We start from the raw sequence: 20226 nt of genomic DNA on the forward strand, positions 1-20226 counted from the left end.
CCTGTTCCCGGCATTTAAGCCGAAGTCAGGCAGAAATTCCACTTATCCCCGCTGTCCAGATTTCCCGAGCCAGCTCTCTCCATTACCTGAGTCACCAAGGCATTGTTCTCTTTCAGAATTTGGTTTGTAAAGTGCAGCATTTCAACCAAGGACCGGTCCGGTCCCAACTTAATGAGAAGAACCAAAGCGGCGCAGATTTACAAGAAGACAGGCAATCTCCGTGCAGTGCAAATCTTGCTCAGGCACACCAAGCTCGAAAGCAGCGTGCGATACCTTGGTGTCGAGGTGGATGACGCGTTACGGATTGCAGAGCAGATCGAATTGTAGACTCCGGACCACCGGCGAGAGTCGGTGGTTATCCCTGCGCCAGAAGCAGTCATCCGCAAATATCCGACGCAACCAGATCATTCTCGATGGAGCGATCCAATCTAAATAGCTCATGTAGACGCACGATTTGTGCACGATAAACGACCAATAGATGGCTGAGTGCTTTTAAGATCATGTCCGCATCAAGTTCACAGTAGGAATCTGTGAGGGCTTGGCTCACTTCGGGACTGGATCGTCGGTCAAACTTGGCGAGAACTGCCGTCTCCGGGGTCCGGCCATGCAGCCAATCATCAGATTGCATTACGTGTTGGCGCAGTTCGTCCATAAGCGTTTGAGAATAGAAGAGTTCTCCGCGCTTTGCGCGTCTATATGTCTCATGCGCGGCTGCCAGCCCCTTACTGATGGAAACGTCGATATCGTCTGCCGTGAAGGTGAACGTCATATCTCTGGAACGATTGGTGAGGTCGGCGACGATCCTTTCGGGATCGTGAAGAATGATCGTGGGAAGCCGGTACCATGGTGACGGGGTGAGCTTCGCAGCATCGAGATAGAATATATCTATCTTGTTGAAGGGGCGGAAATGCGAAACACAGTGACTCGTCCCAGGCATCCATTCGTTGAACAAAAAGCCGGGCCATTGCTGCGGAAAGTTCCGTCGATGCTCCGCAAACCAACTATGGCGCTCGGTTCTCACGACAACTCGAAGATCGATATCGGAGTACGCGTCTGAACTTTTGGCCGCTAGTGAGCCAGAAATAAACATACCAAGCACGTCTGGATCAGTACTGAAGTGACTGAACGCCACCGAAATCAATCGGTCTCTAGCGACTGACAAAGCTGTGAGGTCGAAGCTGCCCATTGTGAAATCCTATCAAAATCGGTCACGTCCGCAATGGGCCAAAAGCGGAAGATCAGCCGCTTCCGGAAATGCGCCAGCACGGGTCATCGAAAGGTCGACTACGGCGACCCCTTCTGCGGCCATCACGTTAGTTGAGCACGTTGGGCCCACGCGACGAAGCAGGCCTCGCCGTTGTGCAGAATGCAGGCTTTGGTGATAATTCCTAAATCGACAAGATTGGGTAGGCGAATGTGTCGGATATCCGGCGACGCAGTCCTGTCCTACGGCCACCAGGTGTCACTGTGATTGGTGTGCGCCCGTCAAAAGCTCGATCTGGCCCTGTGCGAACTTTTGGCGAGGCAAGCAGAACCATTGCGAACAGCTGGCCAACGCGATAGCCGTAAGAATGGCGGTTATTTCCAAATCGAGCGTTATCCGTATCAAAGCCCTCGGCCTACTTGGCGAGGCTCCCGGCTTTTGGCATTTGAGGTCTACGATAATGAAGGCCATCTCAAAGGAGTGCGGCCGCTTAGCGGAAGCATGGAGTTTGACCAAACCGCAAAAGAGGCAGTGGTAAGAGAGTTCAACAGTGGCAGTGGCAAGCACTGGCGCTTCACCCTACTCGCCGAGTTGCGGTATGTTCTCGTCGATTCCGTGCAAGAATACCGAGAGATAAACGTGATGACCTCAGAGAAAACTGTTTCATTCAAATCTGGCGGGCAGACGATTATGGGAACCATACGTCAGGCTAAAACCCCTGAAAACTCGACGTTTTTGCTGCTCCATGGCTTTGCAGGCACGCGGAATGAACTTGTGATTCCATCACTCGGGATTGGGATTTTTGAGTACGTTGCCGCCGCGCTGGGTGATCTGGGCCACTCTTCCCTGCGAATTGATTTTCGCGGCTCGGGTGACAGTGATGGTTCCACCGAAGAGACGAGCTACTCAACACAGATTGAAGACTGCTTGGCCGCCATGGATTTCATCGCCGCTCAACCGAGTCTGGGAAATGGCAAGATTGTCTTGCTTGGTTGGAGCCAAGGCGGACTGGTCGCGGCGGCGGCTGCGGGCCGAACCAATCGCCCATCAGGGGTGGCACTGTGGGCCGCTGTGGGAGAACCCCATATTTCTTTCCCCGGCTTGATCGGCCAAGATGCGTATCTGCGAGGCCTGGACAGCAAGGGGGCAACGAAATTGACGTTGCCTTGGGGAGCGTCCATCACCCTGGGACCACAATTCTTCTTGGAGGTTGCAAGTTTTGCTCCTGTGGCTGAACTATCACGGTACGTAGGCCCCGCTTTTATTGCAGAGGGCACCCTTGATGACGCAATACCTCGCGGAACCGCGAAAAAGTTCGCCGCAGCTCATGCTGGAGAGAACATTGTCTGGGAGGCTGCCATGGACCATGTGTTCAACACGGCCTCCAGCGTAGAAACCTTGAATAGCTTAATCGGCGCTACAGTCCGGTATTTAAGAGATCATGGATAATCTCATCGCAAGCTCCAGCAACAACTAGATCGCTTAGCCAACGAACAAAGCGTTCGTACTCCCCAAGGCTTTCGAAGCCATGGATTTCGAATAGTTCAACACTCGGATATTTCTGATCCATCTCTTGACCTCAACTTCAGTTGAGGTTGTACGAATTCAAGGCGGTCGTCGCCTATCGATGGCGATGCCCTTCAAGGGAGGACGTCTTGGTCACGTATTTTCGCTATTCGAAACCCAAATGTTCCTACGGAACACGCCTCGTTGCAGCCATCGTGTTACAGCTAGTCGGCACCGGACTATTGGCATCCACCTTTTGCCTACTGGATAACTTTACGACAAAACCAACGGTGACCCTCGGTCAATTTGCGCCATGTTTGCTTGGATGTGTCGCTGGCTTTTTCTTTGTGGCCTGCCGTCGTCCGGCAACGAACCAGCAGCTTAGCCTACTCGCGTCATCGTTCTTGGCATTTGGAGGCTTTTATTGGCTGGCGTCCTATTCATTGCCTGATCTTTTGCTGGCAAGATTGATATCGGGATTTGGGCTGGGTGTTGTTGTGGCAAGAGCCTTCCGACGTCACTTTCTTGAAAATCCGGTATTTCCGCGTATCCACTAGAATGCGCATGCATCTCGAACAGCTCAGAGGCTGGTTCTGTCGAAATTTAACGACGTTGAGAACATGAAGTAAATCTCTACGAGTTACTCTTGTACTATGAGCAAGTTTCCGCTTTTTGTTATAGCGTCTTCGGCAGCGGTCTTCCTCGCGGCGGGCGGACATTCACTCGTGCCACGCGGTTGGTACGACCCCCTATGTAATGTCAAAGGTAACATCTCCATCAACACCGGTCAGCGGATTTTCCACGTTCCCGGACAAGAGGACTACGACGTTACAACCGTCCGCACGGAATATGGCGAGCGGTGGTTCTGCTCTGAGGCGGAGGCCCGTGAGGCTGGTTGGCGAAAAGCGTCCAGATGATGCGCGGCATTAGCCACTCTACCGTACGCGGCGTCGTCCCTCCAGAGTGGTGGCGTTCCTTCCATGGCATACGGATAATGAGTTCACTGAAAGCCCAAGGTTAAACGTTCGCCTTCTTCCGAGAACGGGCTACTTGCTCCAATTGCCTTAAAGTGTGCCATGCGGCTCTCCTCCAAAATTCGCTCGGAGTTATTGATCGCAGCAAATGTGGTGATCCATTGGCCATTTTGCCGGCATGCCACCGCAACCGAAATTGTTTCAGCAACAGCGGTAAACGATCGACAATGTTGGCCACGCTTGTTTCGAACCGTCGCGCTTGGACGAACAATAATGTTCCCAACCCGCCCTTCTTTGCCGGAGGGTATCGTTTGCATCATTGCTGCCATGTGGCTGGGAAGTGGTTCGCCGATCACGATTTTTTCTTCTTCATCTTGGCTGACGAGAATACTTACAAACCCAGCGGCAATTGCCATTGATGATCCTAGCAAGCCGTAGTGAATATAGCGTGGCGTCTGGCCCGACGGCAGTGATCGCGCACCGCCTTCCAAAGGACTTTCAACACCCGCAAATAACCCCAGAGGAATAAGAATATAGAGCGTGAACAGATTGATGAGGAGAGTAAAATATTGAATTTCGGGGCTAACCGTCGGAACGATGAGGCCCGGGGTGTTTGCGCGAACGGTGGAACACCGCATTGAGAAGATGAAGGCACGTGCCGGCGTAAAATCGATAGTTCCACTGTTGATCGCCAAAAACCTAGACTCGGCTTCGTAGGCTTCGGCCTTTGAGAACCATACGAGGCTCGTCCTGTCGTGGATGTGACAACGTCGCATATATACGTTGAATTTCGAATCATCCGGATGTTTGAGCGCAACCTTAGAGGCCGTCTCCCAATCATGGGAAACTCCAAATGGTGACGTGAAGAGAGCGTAGCAGCTTTGGTACTGTTTCGGCATCGTGCATCGGCTGCTTCACTCTAAGAATCACGGGCCGACTACATTTTTCGGCAGGCAAGTGCGGTCGAGCCATACTGCACGGACAATGTGACCGACTTGCCGTTGATGTGAAGCCGATATGCCGCATTTGGGTCTGAAGCAAACAGGCCAACCGGAAGTTCCACCTGATAACAGGGAAAGGTAGTGTAGCCGGCGCGCTTCGGCTCGTTGGCGAGAAGTTGAAGGCGGTCTCTCGGGTCAGCCAGTAGAAGCTGTTTCACTATCGTCGCCCGCTCGCCGACAAGAGGTTCGACGCGTGACGCAGATGGTGATGCTTGTATGCCAACTGGTTGCTCAGACGTAGTGCAGCCGGTCAGAGACAACAGACATATCGCGGCGTGAAACGGTAGACGGAGCGAAACATTCATAGCCATCCCTCGGATTTACTTTGTTCCTGCGTGAGTAATCGCCAGACTACACTGCAATTTCTATAGGTTGATCAATGTAGTTTTCGAGGCGCAGCTTCAAAAAAGAAAACACTTATTTTTTGCGGCAGTTTCTTCAGGGTTTGTACTCCACGATGTAGCGGTCACCCAGTTCCATTTGCAGTCGCTTAACCAATTCGCTTCCTTTTTCAATATGAGCCGTTTCAAGTTGGGGTGATTTGAATGCGGAATCTGGGGGATAATCGGTATCAAACGTCGCCTGATATTCGTCATTCCACTCCTGAATCTTTTCTTTTAAGTCATGTGATATCGGCAAGTCATTGACATCGACATGCCCCATATACTGCGAGTCAGGGCAAAATATGGGATCGGCCAAATACTCTCGCCCTACTATCAATTTCATTGTCATGGCAATGGCTTCCATGTGAGATGCAGTGCGACGCTTGGAACGCCGATGGCTTCGCTGCTGTACATGTCCAAAAACATTCCGTCGTCTTCTGCATCCGCAAACCGAACCGAAAGCAGCTTAATGGCCAACTCGACGCCGCCATCTTTAGACGGATCATCCTCGTTCGATGATGGGAATCCTCGCCCACAAGGCGAGGATTGGTAAGACTTGGTCAGATCTAAGCTGACGGGCTATCAGGCAAAGAGCCGGCGGCCGCTTGCGACCAGCATGCCGGCCGCACCTTCCAGCCAGCCGGATTTCAGTTCCAGCGCCAGAAAACGGCTGCGCTCGAACGGGCCGGGCATGATCAGGTGCTGGGCCTTGTCGGCGAAAAAGCCGAAACGCTCGTAATAGGACGCGTCGCCAACCAGGAGAATGCCGCCGTGGCCGCGCTTGGTGGCTTCGGAGATCGCCGCACGCATCAGCGCCGAGCCGATGCCCTTGCCCTCATGGGCGGCATCGACGGCCAGCGGGCCAAGCAGCAGCGCTTCGACGGCGCGGCCTTCGCGCGAAATGCCGGCTTCGACATTCCAGAGGCGCACCGTGCCGATGACATGGCCGTCCTCATCGCGGGCGACGAGCGCCAGACCTTCGGCCGGAACGCGGCCGGCGCGCAGCTTTTCGGAAGACTTGCGGCGGCGGCCAGCGCCCATGGCGCGGTCGAGCAGGTTTTCACGGGCGACGACATCGCCCGGATTTTCCTGATCGATATGAAATGTCTGCGGTGTGAAAAATGCACGTACCGAATTCAGAAGAGCGGCCATCTCTCGGCCCTCCATCACACAACCGCCCACACGCGGCCCTTGATCAAAAATGGTGGAGCCGTTCCGGCCCGCCGACACGCTTTCCTCGGCTGGAAGAGGAGCAGCAAGCAGGGATTTGCGCGACAGCACAATCGGCAAAGCCGGAACGGAAGCTTGTTCGAGACGCCGCCCTATTCAGCGGACGGCGTTCGGTTTAGATGACGTAGGCTTTCAGCGGCTCGAAACCGTTGAAGGCAACCGCCGAATAGGTCGTCGTATAGGCGCCTGCGCCTTCGATCAGAACCTCATCGCCGATGGTCAGAGAGACCGGCAGCGGATACATGTTCTTTTCATACAGCACGTCGGCGCTATCGCAGGTCGGACCGGCCAGAACACAGGGCTCCATCTCGTCCTGATCGCGCTCGGTGCGGATCGGGTAACGGATAGCCTCATCCATCGTTTCGGCGAGACCGCCGAACTTGCCGATATCGAGGAACACCCAGCGGTGGTTGTCATTGTCGGACTTCTTCGACACGAGGACGACTTCCGCCTTGATGACGCCTGCATTGCCTACCATGCCGCGGCCCGGTTCGATGATCGTCTTCGGGATCTGATTGCCGAAGTGCTTGCGCAGCGCCGTGTCAATCGCGTGGCCGTATTCTTCGGCAGCAGGAACGTCGCGTAGGTACTTGGTCGGGAAACCACCGCCCATATTGACCATCTGCAGGTGGATGCCCTGCTTGGCAAGCGAAGCGAAAACGCGCTTGGCGTCGCCCAGCGCCGCATCCCATGCGTCGAGATTCATCATCTGCGAACCGACATGGAAGGAAACGCCGTAGGATTCGAGACCGAGCTGATGCGCGTAGACCAGAACGTCGACAGCCATCTGCGGCACGCAGCCGAACTTGCGCGACAACGGCCATTCGGCACCTTCACCATCCGTCAGCACGCGGCAGAAGACGCGCGCGCCAGGAGCGGCACGGGCAACCTTCTCGACTTCCTCGTGGCTGTCGACGGCGAAGAGATCGATGCCGAGCGCGTGAGCGCGGGCGACATCACGTTCCTTCTTGATGGTGTTGCCGAAGGAGATCCGGTCGGACGTTGCACCCGCATCAAGCGCCATCTGGATTTCAGCCACGGAGGCGCAATCGAAGTTGGAGCCGAGCGAAGCGAGCAGCTTCAGGATTTCGGGAGCCGGGTTTGCCTTGACGGCATAATAGATCGCGCTGTTCGGCAGGGAATGCCGGAACGCGTTGAAATTGTCGCGCACGACGTCGAGATCGACCACAAGGCAAGGACCTTCGGGGCGTCGGGTTTTGATGAAGTCGAGAATGCGTGCAGTCGTCATCGATATATTCCCTATAAAACCGGCTCCGGAAAATCCGGAGGACAAAGGACGCTCGAGGTATGCTTTCGAATCAGCCGGTGGAGGCGCAGAATCGATAGCATACGCTCAAGGCGCGAATGTGAATGACGCCCTGCCAGAGCATCATTCGGCTTTGTCTGCCATCGATTGGAGGGAATGACCCGACCGCACTTCAGGCAATGATGGTGTGCCTCTTCAGTACCCCGGCTGATGGAAAGCCGGCAGAGAACCAGAAAGGCCCGCACCGTCGTTGCTTCATATGTCCTCGCATTTCCCGGTTGGCCGGAATAGCGACTGGAGGGGTTAGTTCCAGGTACCTTACCGAACTCCTCACCACATCGAGGACTCGGCGGACACACATGGGCACGTGCGACTTTGGGCAGCACGGGAGATAAGAATATTCGCCGTCATAATCAAGAGGATTTTTTCACCAGAGAGCGGATTTTTTCAGCAACCATTTTACGGGTTGAACAGTGACCCCTCACCGTTCAATTATATGGAACGAACCGGAGGATTTTTATGGACACGCTCACCCGCATCCGCGCCTTTATCGATGTCGTCGAAGCGGAGGGTTTTTCCGCCGCCGCCCGCAAGACGGGGCGTTCCAAGGCGCTTTTGTCCAAATACGTCCGGGAACTGGAAGACGATCTCGGCGCGCTGCTTCTCAATCGTACCACCCGGCAATTCTCACTGACCGAGGCCGGCCACACCTATTACCGCACCGCCTCCGATATTTTGAAGGAGATCGACAACCTCGCCGATCTCGTGCGCGAGAAGAATGCCGATCTGAAGGGCAAGCTCAGGATTTCGGTTCCCCGCACCTTCATCGACGCCGATGTCGGCCAGAGCCTCATCGATTTCGCCAAGGAAAACCCGGAACTAACGCTGGAAATCGTCGCCGATGACCGATTTGTGGATCTGATCGAAGAAGGCTTCGATCTTGCGGTTCGAATCACCCGGCTGGAGGATTCGGGTCTGATCGCCCGCAAGCTTTCCGATTTCCGGGTCTATGCGGTGGCGACGGCAGATTTCGTGGCCAGGCACGGTCCGCTCGATGGCCCGCAGGATTTTTCCCGTGTGCCCTTCATCATCGACACCAACACCCGCTTCCACAATACCGTGCGTTATTTCGAACCGGGCGGCGGCTCAAACTCGGTCACCATCAGCGGGCCGATCGAGGTGAACAGCCCGCAGGCGACGCTGCGCGCTGCCCGTGCCGGGCTCGGCATCGCCATGGTGCCGGATTTCATCGCAAGGCCCTACATCCAGTCCGGCGAACTGGTGACGCTGTTCGACGACTATATTTCCAAGGACCGCGGCATCTACGCGGTCTATCCGCACCGCCGTTACCTGCCCGCCAAGGTGCGCAGCTTCGTGGACTATCTGTCAGCCTGGTTCAGGAAGAACGGGTGAGAATCTCCCCATCGTCATGCTCGGGCCTGTCCTGAGCATCTGCCACCGTTGAATATTGGACAGGTGATTAGATCCTCGGGACGAGCCCGAGGATGACGTAGAGTTTGGAGTAAGGTTTCCGGCCACCTCAACGCCCGCCTTCCAGCGGCCGTCGCATAGCCGGACCCCACGTATCAGAATGGCGAGTCCGGGAAGTAGAACTGCTCGGCATTGTCCTTGGTGATCAAGGTCGCGTCGAGAATATACTCACCGGCAACCGGCACCTGGTCATAGAAATGCCCGGCCGTCAGCTGCATGGCGGTCGCCACCATCGCCGGCGGGTAGAGCACGTCGACAGGCACCAGCTTGTCGCCGTCCATGACCTTCTTGATCATGTCCTTGGAGCCCGCACCCGCAACGATGTACTGGACATCGGTGCGTTTCGCCTGCTGGATTGCCTCCAGCACGCCGATCGCCATGTCGTCGTCCTGACACCAGACCACGTCGATCTTCTTGTACTTCGTCAGATAGTCCTGCATCACGCGGAAAGCGTCGTCGCGGTTCCAGTTGCCGTATTGGCGGTCGAGAACCTTGACGTTCGAGCCGGCGATACCCTTGTCGAACCCATCCTGGCGCTGCTGGTCAATCGGGATCGGCAGGCCGCGAATGACCACCACTTCCGCGTCAGGCGTGGTCTTCTTGATGTATTCGCCCGCCACTTGCCCGAGTGCCGGATTGTTACCCGCGACGTAAAGATCGCGGATCGAATTGTCGTTGACGCTCGGCGCGCGGTCGACGAGCGCGACGAAGGTGCCCTTGTCCTTGATTTCCTTGATGGCGTTGACGAGCGGATCGGGATCCGACGGCAGCACGACCAGTGCGTCCAGCCCCTGCACGGCAAGATCCTGAAGCGCGTTCGCCTGATTGGCGGCATCCGGCGAGGTCTTGACGATAATGTTCAGACCCGGATGCTCCTTCATCAGAAGCTTTGCCACCCGCTCGGCATGGTAAACGACGCCCGCCGTCCAGCCGTGGTCGGCTGCCGGGATGGATACGCCGATCGTGACCTTCTTGTCCTGCGCATGGGCAGAACCTGAAAGGACGACAGCCAGCGCGGCAAATGCCACGCCGATGAATTTTCTACGCATAGTCTCTTTCCTCCCAAGACCGGGGCGTTCCTCCGCTTAACGACCGCGTCTGCCCCATAACGCGACCAAACTTCCCATCCTCCCTGCTACCTGCGGCTCAAAGAGCGCTGCACCAGCATGGCGATGATGATGATCGCGCCCTGAATGGCGCCGATCAGATATTCGCTGACGAAGTTCGACAGGATCATGATGTTGCCGACGATCTCCAGAATGAAGGCGCCGCAAATCGTACCCCAGATGCGCCCGACGCCGCCCCGCAGCGCCGTGCCGCCGACGACGACGGCGGTGATGGCCTGCAGCTCCCACAATATGCCTGTCGTGGCAGAGGTGGAGGCGAGGCGCGGCACGTAAAGCAAAACCGCAACGGCAACACAAAGCCCCTGAACCACATAGGCAATCGTGCGTACCCGGACGACCGATATACCGGAATAACGCGCGACATCCTCGCTGGAACCGACCGCAGTCAGATGCCTGCCGTAACGGGTGCGATAAAGCACGAAGGCGGCGATAGCGGCAGTGACGAAGATGACGATCACCGGGACAGGCACACCGAAGACGTTGCCGAAATAGACCGGGCGATAAAGCGCCTGGATTTCCGGGTTGCGTAGCGTGATCGCCCCGCCCTGCGACAACCAGGTGGTCAGCCCGCGATAAATGCCCATGGTACCGAGCGTGGCAATGAAGGGTTCGATGCGGCCGATGGTGGTGATGAGACCATTGGCCAGCCCGCAGGCCGCGCCGATGGCGACCGCGAGTGCCATGGCGGCGAGCAGCATCGCCAGCGGATGCGCGATGACGCCGCTGTTCATGAACAGGATCATCAGGCTGGCGACGAAAGCCACCATCGCGCCGACGGACAGATCAAGCCCACCGGATGTGATGACATAGGTGGCGCCAAGCGCTATGATGGCAATGAAAGCGCTGCGGGTCACGACATTCAGCAGATTGTCGATGCCGATGAAATTCGGATTGGCGATAGCGCCGAGAACCAGAAGCAGAGCCAGCGCCACGAACGGCGCGACAGCGCGTAGGTCCCAGTCCTTCGAGGTCTTCGGCGTTTTGCCGTTATCAAGTGCGGCCTCAGTCATTTTTCCCCTCAGTCTTCTTCCCGTCAGGCATTGCCCTCAGGCAACCTCTTGCGTGTGAACGCCCGTCGCAAGCGCCACGATATCGTTTTCGGTCATGCGTTCCCCCGTTACCTCGCCGACGATCCTGCCGGAGCGCATCACAAGCACGCGGTCGCAAATGCCGATCAGTTCCGGCATTTCCGAAGAGACGACGATGATCGACCTCCCCTCGTCCGCAAGCTTCGCGATAAAGCGGTAGATCTGCTCCTTCGTGCCGATATCGATGCCACGCGTCGGCTCGTCGATGATGACGATGGACGGATCGAGCAGCATCATCTTGGCGAGCAGCAGCTTCTGCTGGTTGCCACCGGAAAGCTGGCCGGCGAGCAAATCCTTGCTGCCCGTGCGGATATCGAAATCACGCACAGCATCGTCGAGCGCTTGCGTCTCCCGGCGGGTATCGATCTGGAATAACCGGCTGAATTTGCCGAGCGAGGCAAGCGTGAGATTGACCCGCAAATCCTTCGTCAGCAGCAATCCCTTGCCCTTGCGGTCCTCGCTCAGATAAACGATGCCGGCCTTCAGGCTGTCTTCAGCCTTTGCGAAATGTACCGGCTTGCCGAGATGATGGATCGTCCCCCGCCCTGGACGCAGGCCAAGTACGCCCTCCATAAGTTCCGTTCTGCCCGCACCGACGAGACCTGCGAAACCGAGGATTTCTCCCCTGCGCAGGCTGAAACCGGCATCCTGCGCATAACCGGGAACGGTGAAATGCTCCACCTGCAGGACAGGCTCATGCTCGCCGCCGGCATTTCGGTCCGGATAGAGCTTGGCCACATCGCGCCCCACCATCAGCCGCGCCATATCGGCCGGCTCAAGCGCCGATGCCGGGTGCGAAGCGACCAGCCTGCCATCGCGCAGGACCGTCACCCGGTCGGCGATCTCCTTCACCTCCGGTAGCCGGTGCGAAATATAAAGCACGGCCACGCCCTTTGCCTTGATGTCGCGAATGACGTTCAGCAGCGCATCGGTCTCGATCGGCGTAAGGCTCGCAGTCGGCTCGTCGAAAATGACGACGCGATGCGGCACGAGCAGAACGCGGGCAATCTGCACCAGTTGCCGCTGGGCAATCGAAAGGCTGCCGACGATGGCGTCCGGATCGACCGTGCTGCCGAGATCGGCTATCGCCTTGCGGGCGCCGATGCGCATGGCGCGGTCGTCCATCATCGGACCTCTACGCAATTCGCGACCCAGATAGATATTCTGAGCCACCGTTAGATCGGGAGCCAGCAATATTTCCTGATGCACGAGAACGATGCCGCGATGTTCGGCGTCAACCGGGCCGCTCAGCGTAACGGCCTCGCCGTCGATCCGGATTTCACCACCCGACGGCTTCTCATTGCCGGCAAGCAGCTTCATCAGTGTCGACTTGCCCGCACCATTCTCGCCGATGATGGCGTGAACCTCGCCGGCGCGCACGGCAATCTCTATATCCTTCAGAACCTGTACCGGACCGAAGGATTTCGATAGCCCGACAGTCTCTATGAGAACCTGATCTGGAGATTCGTCAGCATAAGCCATTGCCGTCACCGGTATCCGGCACGAATAAAAGGCGCCTGCGTCTCGGTTTTACTTGAAATGACCATATGCGAACTCCTCCCAAAGCTCTTGAGAAGAAGCTAACGTCCGTTTTGAGGTACGTAAAGCAAATTTCGCTAGCCTTTTGGAATACACTCAAATTTGACCAGGATGACAACGCGAACGCCGCGCCGCCTGCGCTCAGAAGAGGCGTTTCACGGACGTGATTTCTGGTGGCGGAGAGGTCTTCGTCACGTCGCTATTATCGGCAGACCTGTTGCGCTGTGCGGCATAATAGGCATTTTTCTGTTCGTACATATGCATATCGGCACGGCGCACCAGCGATTCCATCGTCTCGCCGGTCTCGCTGGTCGCCACACCCAATGAAAGACTGAGCGGCGCACTGGAGTAGAACTGGTTGTTTATCTTCAGCAGTTCGTAAACGGTTTCGACCATCGCCGCGGCGATCTGTTTGTCAGCGCCGGGCAGAAGGATCGCAAATTCATCGCCGCCGATGCGCGCGGCATGGTTCGGCGCGGTGACGACGCCGTTCAGGACTTCGCCCAGGCGTCGCAACAACGCATCGCCGGCATCGTGTCCGAGCTTGTCGTTGGCATCCTTCAGGCCGTTGAGATCAATGACGATGGCCGAAACGGGTCGGAGCGCGCTGCGCTCCAGCCTGTTCATCTCGTCCGAATAGAAGGCGCGATTGTGCAGCTTGGTCAGCACATCATGCTTGCCGAGATATTCGAGATAGGCTTCCGCCTTCTTGCGCGTCGTAATGTCCGTCAGCGCCACCTGCACCAGCGACCAATCATGTTCATGGCCGGGGAAAACGGAAAAATGCAGCAAGACATGTCGCTCCGAACCATCCAGCGCATAGTTCACCACCTCGCGATGGTGGTTGAGATTGCCGTTCCAAAGCTCCATCAGCTGTTCGCGGAAAGGCTTTTCCATTTCGCCACGGAAAATATCGCCAAGCCGCTGCAACAGAACCTGCCGGTCCGGCGCGCAAAACAGGTCCAGCGTCGCCCGGTTGACGTCAATCACGCGGATTTCGCTCATGCATTGCCGCACGAATTCGGGATGCACATCCATGAACACCCGGAAGTCGACGATGCCGCGTTCCCTGACCTCCTCGATCAGCCGCCGAACGCGGCTGAAATCCTCCACCCACAGGGAAACCGGCGAATGCTTGAACATGCCTTCGGCATAACGGCGGTTGAAAAGCTCCTTGCGGCGGGCTTCCTCACGTTCCGTCACATCCTCTGTGGTCAGGAGCAGCCGTCCCAGCGTCCGTTCGTGGCCCGGAATGACCGCACCGCGCAGCTGGATATCCAGCCGCTTGCCGCCAATCGAATAATTGACGGCATTGCTGATGAATTCCGTCTTGCCGGCCCACAGTTCGGAAAGCTCGTTCACATGGCTTTCGAGCATGTCGTCGCGGAAAATCCGGTGCAGATTGTCGACGAGATGCGCCTTATCCCGCGCCTCGAACAGTTCCAGCGTCTTCGCATTGACTTGGACTACGCGGATTTTCTGCGAGCAGGTCGCCACCCGCGACAAATCTTCCAGCAGAAACGCCCGGATATCCTCGACGCCCTGCGCCCGCCAGATGTCGAACTGGCCCTTCACCTCGCTGAAATCCTCAATCCACATCGCCACAGGGGCGAGATCGAAGATATTGGTATCGATCGTTTCAATCATACGGGCGGTCTTCTTAAGGATAGATGCGGGAGAGCGGATACCGAATGCCGAAATCGTGCGAGACAGCAATGGCTGCCCACATCCGGATTTATTAGGGATATTCGATTTAACGCAAGCCCTTATCGCGCAAGCCACCGGATTGGGCGATAAATCTCGGTTTCGCCACGATGCCGCCCGTTACCAGAGCTTCACGTGCCGGTTCACATCCTTGTAGAGCAGGTAGCGGAACCGGCCCGGCCCGCCCGCATAACAGGCCTGCGGGCAATAGGCGCGCAGCCACATGAAATCGCCGGCCTGCACTTCTACCCAATCCTCGTTCAACCGGTAGACGGCCTTGCCTTCCAGCACGTAGAGGCCGTGTTCCATCACATGGGTTTCCATGAAGGGAATGGTCGCGCCCGGCTCCAGACTGACGATGTTGAGATGCATGTCGTAACGCACGTCTTCGGGATCGATAAACCGGGTGGTCGCCCATTTGCCGTCCGTGTCTGGCATCGCCGACAAAGCGTGCTCATCCTCATGCGTGAAGATCGCCGGCGGCGGCTCCAGACCGTCGACCGCCTGGAACGCCTTGCGAACCCAATGAAACTTGACGGGCTCATTACTCGAGTTGCGCAGCTGCCAACGCGAGCCGGCGGGCAGGAAGGCGAAGGAGCCCTCCCGCAACGCATGCTGCGCGCCCTCGAACTCCACGGTCATTTCACCGTCCACGACAAAGATCGCCGCCTCTGCCCTCTCATCGGGCTCCGGCCGCTCGCTGCCGCCGCCGGGCTGGACTTCGACGATATATTGCGCAAACGTCTCGGAAAAACCCGTCATCGGCCGGGCGATGATCCAGGCCCGCGTGCCGGTCCAGTGCGGCAGCACGCTCGTCACGATATCGGACATCACGGTTTTGGGGATGACCGCATAAGCGGTCTTGAAAACAGCCTTGCTCGACAGCAGTTCCGTCTGCCCCGGCAGACCGCCCATATCCGAATAATATTTCTTCATTTCAGCCATTCCACTCCGCAACGCATTTCGGCGAATTCTTAGGCCCGCGGCAGCGTTTAATCAAATAATTATTGGCGTGCGCAGGGCTTGCCGCCCGCATGGCAAAATGCGGGCCGCCTATTTCGCCCAGACATGCGAAACGAAGTCCGGATCAGCCCTTTTTGCGCATCGTGGCGTAAACGATATTGTGGTTTTCGCCAAAGAACACCTCCGCTTCGATGCTTGCGGGATCGGCACTGGCGTTCACGATCCGCCACATATCCGCCTTCGAGCGCAACAACAGCGCCCAGTTCATGAAGGTTTCCATGTAGCCGTCGACCACGATATCCTCGGAGAAGTTGGCGAAAAGGAACATTCCGCCGGGCTTCAGCATCTCCATGCAGCGCCGCGTGAGCTTGATCGCCACCCTATCGTTCAGATAGTCGTAGAGGCCGGCGGCATAGACCAGATCGAATGTGCCGAGGTCTTGAGAACGCAGGACGATATCGCGCACGGAGCCGTCGATCGCCTCGATGCAGCTGCCGTTGAAATCGCGGGCGACGGAACCAACGCTGAGGGGGTCCTGATCGAGCGCCACCCAGCGCCGGATGCCGCCTTCTTTCAACGCCACGGATGCATCCGCTTCCCGCAGATGTCCCGACGCGATGGTGAGGATCTCCGTCTCGTCCCCATGCCGGGCAGCAGCCTCGTCAACGAACCGCGTCAGCAGATCCCGCCGCTCGCGGACGGCGACCGAGGAACTGGCGTCCTTCGTATAGTCGTAAAGAGCCGCGCCAAGCGGTGTGGCATTTTTCACGATGCCGGCAACACTGTCGTGACCATAGATGAAGTCGAGAAGCTGAGCATCGCCCGAATAGCCTCTCGGCTTTTCAAACGACCAGCGCGTGAAGGGATCTTCCAGGAAATAGTCCGACACGGAGTGATTCTGCACCAGAGGGATCAGCTCCGCCCACACGCTGGAGTGGAGCTTTTCCCGCAGACCATGCAGAGCGCCCGCTGTTCGATGTATTATCTCATGTGCTGAAACACCATTTTCGAACTGCTGTTGTGCCAATTCAAGAATGATCGCGATTTCTGCTTTCGCAACTGCGAAATGCTCATCGAACGCTTCCGTTTTCCGTGCAAAAATCTCTTTTGCGACAGTATCCGGTGTGATCAGACTTGCTCCGTCCAGATTTCTTTTCTTTACCTGCCTCACTTCAGCCTCCAGTATTAACACATTGTTAACTATACGTTTCTGGGAGACGGAAGGCCACTCGCTTTCGATTTTTGAGCGGTGTAGGGATAGATTACTTTATTAGCGTATTTTTTTGGTCACACTCGTGGGCCGGAGGAGAAAGCGGATACGCGATTCAGCGAAACTTAATGTTGCGAGCGTATGATGCGCTCTTCCTTTCCATGTTTTCCGCCCGCATGGAGAGAGATCGGCAGGAACTCGCGCTCAGCGCGAAAGTACTCGCAAAAGTGGAATAAGCAGTTACTTGATAAAGTATACGCAACACTATGGGAAAGTGCATGAAGCACACATTGGGAGTGGTGAGTGGACAGCAAGAATATCGGCGGCCGGACAACCGGTTTTCTGATGAACTTCTTGCCCTTTACCAGCAGGAAGGTGAACGCAGCCGCCGGGGTACGATCAGACGCGGCCTGTGGACGGCTGTCTTCATCTATCTGCTGTTCGCCATTACCGATATTATTCTGATACCTGACGTCGCTTTATACACCATTACTGCGCGATTATTCGTCGTCCTGATATCCCTAGTGACGCTGGAAATCCAGCTGCGCATCGGCGCGCGCACCGCAGCGCTCGACCTGACCTGCGCGACCGCGCTCGTTATGGGATATATCGGCTGGCTGGTGCCTTCGCTTTTGACCGACAATCTCGAAAACATGTCCTATTACATGGTTTTCGGGGCGATCTTCATGATGGGCGCCAATCTGTTTTTCACCTTCCGCTTCCATCTTTCGCTCGTGTCTTCGGGTATCATTCTCGTCACCTATTTTCTGGCGGCGACACAGTTTCCTGAAGATGCGTTCTACAAGCTCGCTTTCGGCACCTTCTATATCTCCTGCTTCGTCTTCACCTCTTATGTGAACTGGAACCTGAACCGGGAACGCTACCACGTCTTTCTCAACGGGCTGGAGGCCAAGGCCCAGCAGAAAGCGGCGGATGAGCGAGGACAGGCACTGTTGCGGCTCTCGAATACCGATTCGCTGACCGGGCTGCAGAACCGCCGCGCCATTGACCATCATCTCCGCCTGTTGTGGGATAACTGGAGCAAGAAGGAAGAGGGTTTTTCCGTTTTCCTGATCGATGTCGACTTCTTCAAAAAATACAACGACCGGTATGGCCATCAGGAAGGCGACAAGTGCCTGGTGACGGTGGGCAACGCCCTGCAGGACGCGATCACCGACCATGGCGCCTCCATCGGCCGTTACGGCGGCGAGGAATTCATCGTGCTGGCGCCGTTCAAGTCGAGGCAGCAGGTGGGCGAACTTGCCGAAACGATCCGTCACACCGTCGAACACCTGTCGCTCGCGCATGACCAGCGCCGGGACGGCACCTTCATCGTCACCGTCAGCATCGGCGCGTCCTTCACCCGTCCCAATCCGGACGGCAAGCTCGAAAAAATCATCAACGAGGCGGACCGGGCGCTTTATATCGCCAAGGGCAATGGCCGCAATTGCATGAAACTGTTCGATCCGGACGATCCGCAGACCAGCGACGAGACGGAAAACATCGCAGCGCTTCTGAAAATCGCCGTTGCGGAAAATCTCGTTTCCCTCGTTTATCAGCCTATCCTCAACATATCGACCAACGAGACGGTGGGGGCCGAGGCGCTGATGCGGCTTCGCCTGCTCGACGGCGGCTCCGTCTCGCCAGGCATCTTCATCCCCATTGCCGAACGCACCGGCACGATCATGGAGCTGGGCCTCTGGACCATCAAAACCGCCTGCCGGCAGATACTGGCCGATGACAAGGCGGCGGTGGTCAGCGTCAATGTGTCCCCGATGCAGCTGAAAAACCCCGGCTTTGCCACCTCGGTCGCGGCGATCCTTGTCGAAGCGGGGATCGGCGGCGGCAGGCTTGCCTTCGAAATCACCGAAGGTGTGGACCTGGAGATGCATTCGGATGTGCTGCGCTGCCTCAACGACCTGAAGACGCTCGGCATCAAGATATGGCTGGACGATTTCGGAACGGGTTTCGCCGGCCTTTCCTGGCTGCGCATGACGGATTTCGATACCGTCAAGATCGACCGCTCCTTCCTGCACGACAGCAAGACGCCACGCGGCCGGGCGATGCTACAGGACATGATCCGCCTTATTCGCAATCGCGGCCACAAGATCCTGATCGAAGGCGTGGAGACGGAAGAGCAGCTGCGGCTCGTCCGTCAGCTCGAAATCGATTATGCGCAGGGCTATTATATTGGACGTCCCGTCGTGGCCGAACGGCTGAACGGAGTTGCGGCCGCCCCTTATGCGCGTCCCAATATGCTGCTGCGTCCCGCCTGAGCGGACGAGGGCAGCAGCAGACCGCTTTAATGATAGGCGGGTGGGCTGATCGAGAATTTTGCCGCAAGCTCGGAAAACGCTGCGCGGGTGACGGGATCGACCGGCGCGCCTTCCCTCTCCCGTCTTGCCGACACCGCCCATTCCCGGTCGCCTGGCGCCATCACCTTGCAATCCTCCCGGACCGGTGATCCCCGCAGCACCTCGAGGTAACGTTTCATTCCCTCGTCGAAGACCTCACGTTCAAGGAAGGCTTCCGGCTTCAGCGCCAGCACGAATGCGCCGAGCCCGCGCGGCGTGGAAAAGTCCGGCCCCGGCATGGGAGCGATATCGAAACTGAGTTTCATGCCGCTGAGAACAGCGCTGAAAATCTCGACCATTCCCGCCAGTGCAGCACCCTTGAAGCCGAACTCACCGCCGACCGGCGCGAGCATCTCAGCGGCATTGGGATCCCGCGTATCGACGCCGTCGCCATCCGAGGCGACACCATCAGGCAATTGCTGCCCCAGGCTGCGGTAAAGCAGAACGCGGTTATAGGGCACGGCGCTGGTCGCCATATCCAGAAGCCAGGGCATGTCATCGGCTGCCGGCACTCCGACGGCAATGGGGTTGGTGCCGTGGAAACGCATCGCACCGTCATGCAGGCGCACGAAGCTGTCGGAGTTGCAGAAGGCGAGACCAATATAACCCCGCCGCGCCGCCTCCAGCGCGTAAGCGCCAGCCGGTCCGAAATGCGAGGAATTCCTGATCGCGACTGCGCCGATGCCAAATTTCTCCGCAAGCGCCATGGCGCTGTCCGTGGCCGCATAGGTGGCGCGAGCGCCATGGGCGTGGTCCGCATCGATCGTCTCCACCGCCCCGAAGCCGGACACACGGCTGATCTGCGGTCGCGGATTAAGACGCCCGCCTTCCAGTGCCGTGATGTAGTGGGCAAGCAGGCGCACGCCGTGGCTGTCGACGCCCAGCCGCGTGCCATGCATCATCGCGCGGGTCGCCGCATCGGCCGTTTCGTCATCGGTACCGACGGCCAGGAACACAGCCCGGCAAAACCGCTCCAGCTCATCCAGTCTCGCCAGAACGGTTACGTTTTCATTGCTGTGCGACATCAGGGGAACCTCCCGATTCCAGAATCCATGCGCCACAGGCTAGTCACGGGGCGCGATTTTGCAATCGAATATCGCGCCCGGCGCATCGGATCGAAAATCGGAACGACTTTCGACGGAAACGATGCGCAGACTCAAAATGTTAGAGCATCCTTTGTCTGTC

General features: G+C 57.3%; 18 protein-coding genes. 5 read left to right on the forward strand and 13 right to left on the reverse strand.

All coding sequences use genetic code 11. The features are described from left to right. Window positions 1-376 precede the first annotated feature (376 nt). A complete protein-coding gene (locus QSK43_RS14975; RefSeq protein ID WP_332304092.1) occupies window positions 377-1186 on the reverse strand; it encodes a hypothetical protein in 810 nt (269 codons plus the stop codon). Window positions 1187-1642: 456 nt separating this feature from the next. On the opposite strand from QSK43_RS14975, the gene QSK43_RS14980 reads away from it, so the two are divergent. From QSK43_RS14980 to QSK43_RS27180, 3 genes are all read left to right on the forward strand, one after another. Beyond that, entirely contained in the window at window positions 1643-2653 is a 1011-nt protein-coding gene (locus QSK43_RS14980; RefSeq protein WP_332304093.1) for an alpha/beta hydrolase, read from the forward strand. Window positions 2654-2859: 206 nt separating this feature from the next. Beyond that, complete coding sequence (locus QSK43_RS14985; protein ID WP_332304094.1) at window positions 2860-3267, forward strand: hypothetical protein; 408 nt, start codon at window positions 2860-2862, stop codon at window positions 3265-3267. 96 nt (window positions 3268-3363) lie between these two features. Further along, window positions 3364-3627, forward strand: coding sequence for a sunset domain-containing protein (locus QSK43_RS27180; RefSeq protein WP_236773632.1), 264 nt, complete (start codon window positions 3364-3366; stop codon window positions 3625-3627). Between the two features lie 83 nt (window positions 3628-3710). Here the strand turns inward: QSK43_RS27180 and QSK43_RS14990 are convergent, their stop codons facing one another. From QSK43_RS14990 to odc2, 5 genes are all read right to left on the reverse strand, one after another. After that, on the reverse strand, window positions 3711-4583 hold the full coding sequence (locus QSK43_RS14990; RefSeq protein WP_332304095.1) for a hypothetical protein: 873 nt from the start codon (window positions 4581-4583) through the stop codon (window positions 3711-3713). Between the two features lie 38 nt (window positions 4584-4621). Next, the gene (locus QSK43_RS14995; protein WP_174003274.1) at window positions 4622-4843 is read right to left on the reverse strand and encodes a hypothetical protein; all 222 of its coding nucleotides are present in this window, start codon (window positions 4841-4843) and stop codon (window positions 4622-4624) included. A 280-nt stretch (window positions 4844-5123) separates the two neighbouring features. Then, on the reverse strand, window positions 5124-5417 hold the full coding sequence (locus QSK43_RS15000; protein WP_332304096.1) for a hypothetical protein: 294 nt from the start codon (window positions 5415-5417) through the stop codon (window positions 5124-5126). A gap of 233 nt (window positions 5418-5650) precedes the next feature. Then, a complete protein-coding gene (locus QSK43_RS15005) occupies window positions 5651-6220 on the reverse strand; it encodes a GNAT family N-acetyltransferase (protein WP_045021919.1) in 570 nt (189 codons plus the stop codon). A gap of 193 nt (window positions 6221-6413) precedes the next feature. Next, on the reverse strand, window positions 6414-7547 hold the full coding sequence (gene odc2, locus QSK43_RS15010) for an ornithine/lysine decarboxylase (protein ID WP_332304097.1): 1134 nt from the start codon (window positions 7545-7547) through the stop codon (window positions 6414-6416). A 537-nt stretch (window positions 7548-8084) separates the two neighbouring features. Between odc2 and QSK43_RS15015 the strand changes: the two genes are divergently transcribed. After that, window positions 8085-8978 carry a LysR family transcriptional regulator gene (locus QSK43_RS15015; protein WP_332304098.1) on the forward strand — a complete coding sequence of 298 codons (894 nt, stop codon included), beginning with the start codon at window positions 8085-8087 and terminating at the stop codon, window positions 8976-8978. Window positions 8979-9151: 173 nt separating this feature from the next. Here QSK43_RS15015 and QSK43_RS15020 read toward each other — a convergent pair whose 3' ends face one another. From QSK43_RS15020 to QSK43_RS15045, 6 genes are all read right to left on the reverse strand, one after another. Further along, window positions 9152-10105 carry a substrate-binding domain-containing protein gene (locus tag QSK43_RS15020; protein WP_045021836.1) on the reverse strand — a complete coding sequence of 318 codons (954 nt, stop codon included), beginning with the start codon at window positions 10103-10105 and terminating at the stop codon, window positions 9152-9154. An 86-nt stretch (window positions 10106-10191) separates the two neighbouring features. Beyond that, window positions 10192-11193 carry an ABC transporter permease gene (locus tag QSK43_RS15025; RefSeq protein WP_332304099.1) on the reverse strand — a complete coding sequence of 334 codons (1002 nt, stop codon included), beginning with the start codon at window positions 11191-11193 and terminating at the stop codon, window positions 10192-10194. 36 nt (window positions 11194-11229) lie between these two features. Beyond that, window positions 11230-12753 (reverse strand): sugar ABC transporter ATP-binding protein, encoded by a 1524-nt coding sequence (locus QSK43_RS15030; RefSeq protein ID WP_332304100.1) that lies wholly within the window; start codon window positions 12751-12753, stop codon window positions 11230-11232. 198 nt (window positions 12754-12951) lie between these two features. Continuing rightward, the gene (locus tag QSK43_RS15035; RefSeq protein WP_332304101.1) at window positions 12952-14457 is read right to left on the reverse strand and encodes a sensor domain-containing diguanylate cyclase; all 1506 of its coding nucleotides are present in this window, start codon (window positions 14455-14457) and stop codon (window positions 12952-12954) included. 177 nt (window positions 14458-14634) lie between these two features. After that, window positions 14635-15459 carry a bifunctional allantoicase/(S)-ureidoglycine aminohydrolase gene (locus QSK43_RS15040; RefSeq protein WP_332304102.1) on the reverse strand — a complete coding sequence of 275 codons (825 nt, stop codon included), beginning with the start codon at window positions 15457-15459 and terminating at the stop codon, window positions 14635-14637. 142 nt (window positions 15460-15601) lie between these two features. Then, complete coding sequence (locus QSK43_RS15045; RefSeq protein ID WP_332304103.1) at window positions 15602-16648, reverse strand: class I SAM-dependent methyltransferase; 1047 nt, start codon at window positions 16646-16648, stop codon at window positions 15602-15604. A gap of 317 nt (window positions 16649-16965) precedes the next feature. Here QSK43_RS15045 and QSK43_RS15050 point away from each other — a divergent pair, with 317 nt between their 5' ends. After that, window positions 16966-18963 carry a putative bifunctional diguanylate cyclase/phosphodiesterase gene (locus tag QSK43_RS15050; protein WP_332304104.1) on the forward strand — a complete coding sequence of 666 codons (1998 nt, stop codon included), beginning with the start codon at window positions 16966-16968 and terminating at the stop codon, window positions 18961-18963. Window positions 18964-18989: 26 nt separating this feature from the next. Here the strand turns inward: QSK43_RS15050 and QSK43_RS15055 are convergent, their stop codons facing one another. After that, window positions 18990-20066, reverse strand: a complete 1077-nt coding sequence (locus QSK43_RS15055; RefSeq protein WP_332304105.1) for an Ldh family oxidoreductase — start codon at window positions 20064-20066, stop codon at window positions 18990-18992. Window positions 20067-20226: the final 160 nt, after the last annotated feature.

Origin of the sequence: Rhizobium sp. GR12 (genome assembly GCF_036596185.1) — a bacterium.
GTDB lineage: Bacteria > Pseudomonadota > Alphaproteobacteria > Rhizobiales > Rhizobiaceae > Agrobacterium > Agrobacterium nepotum.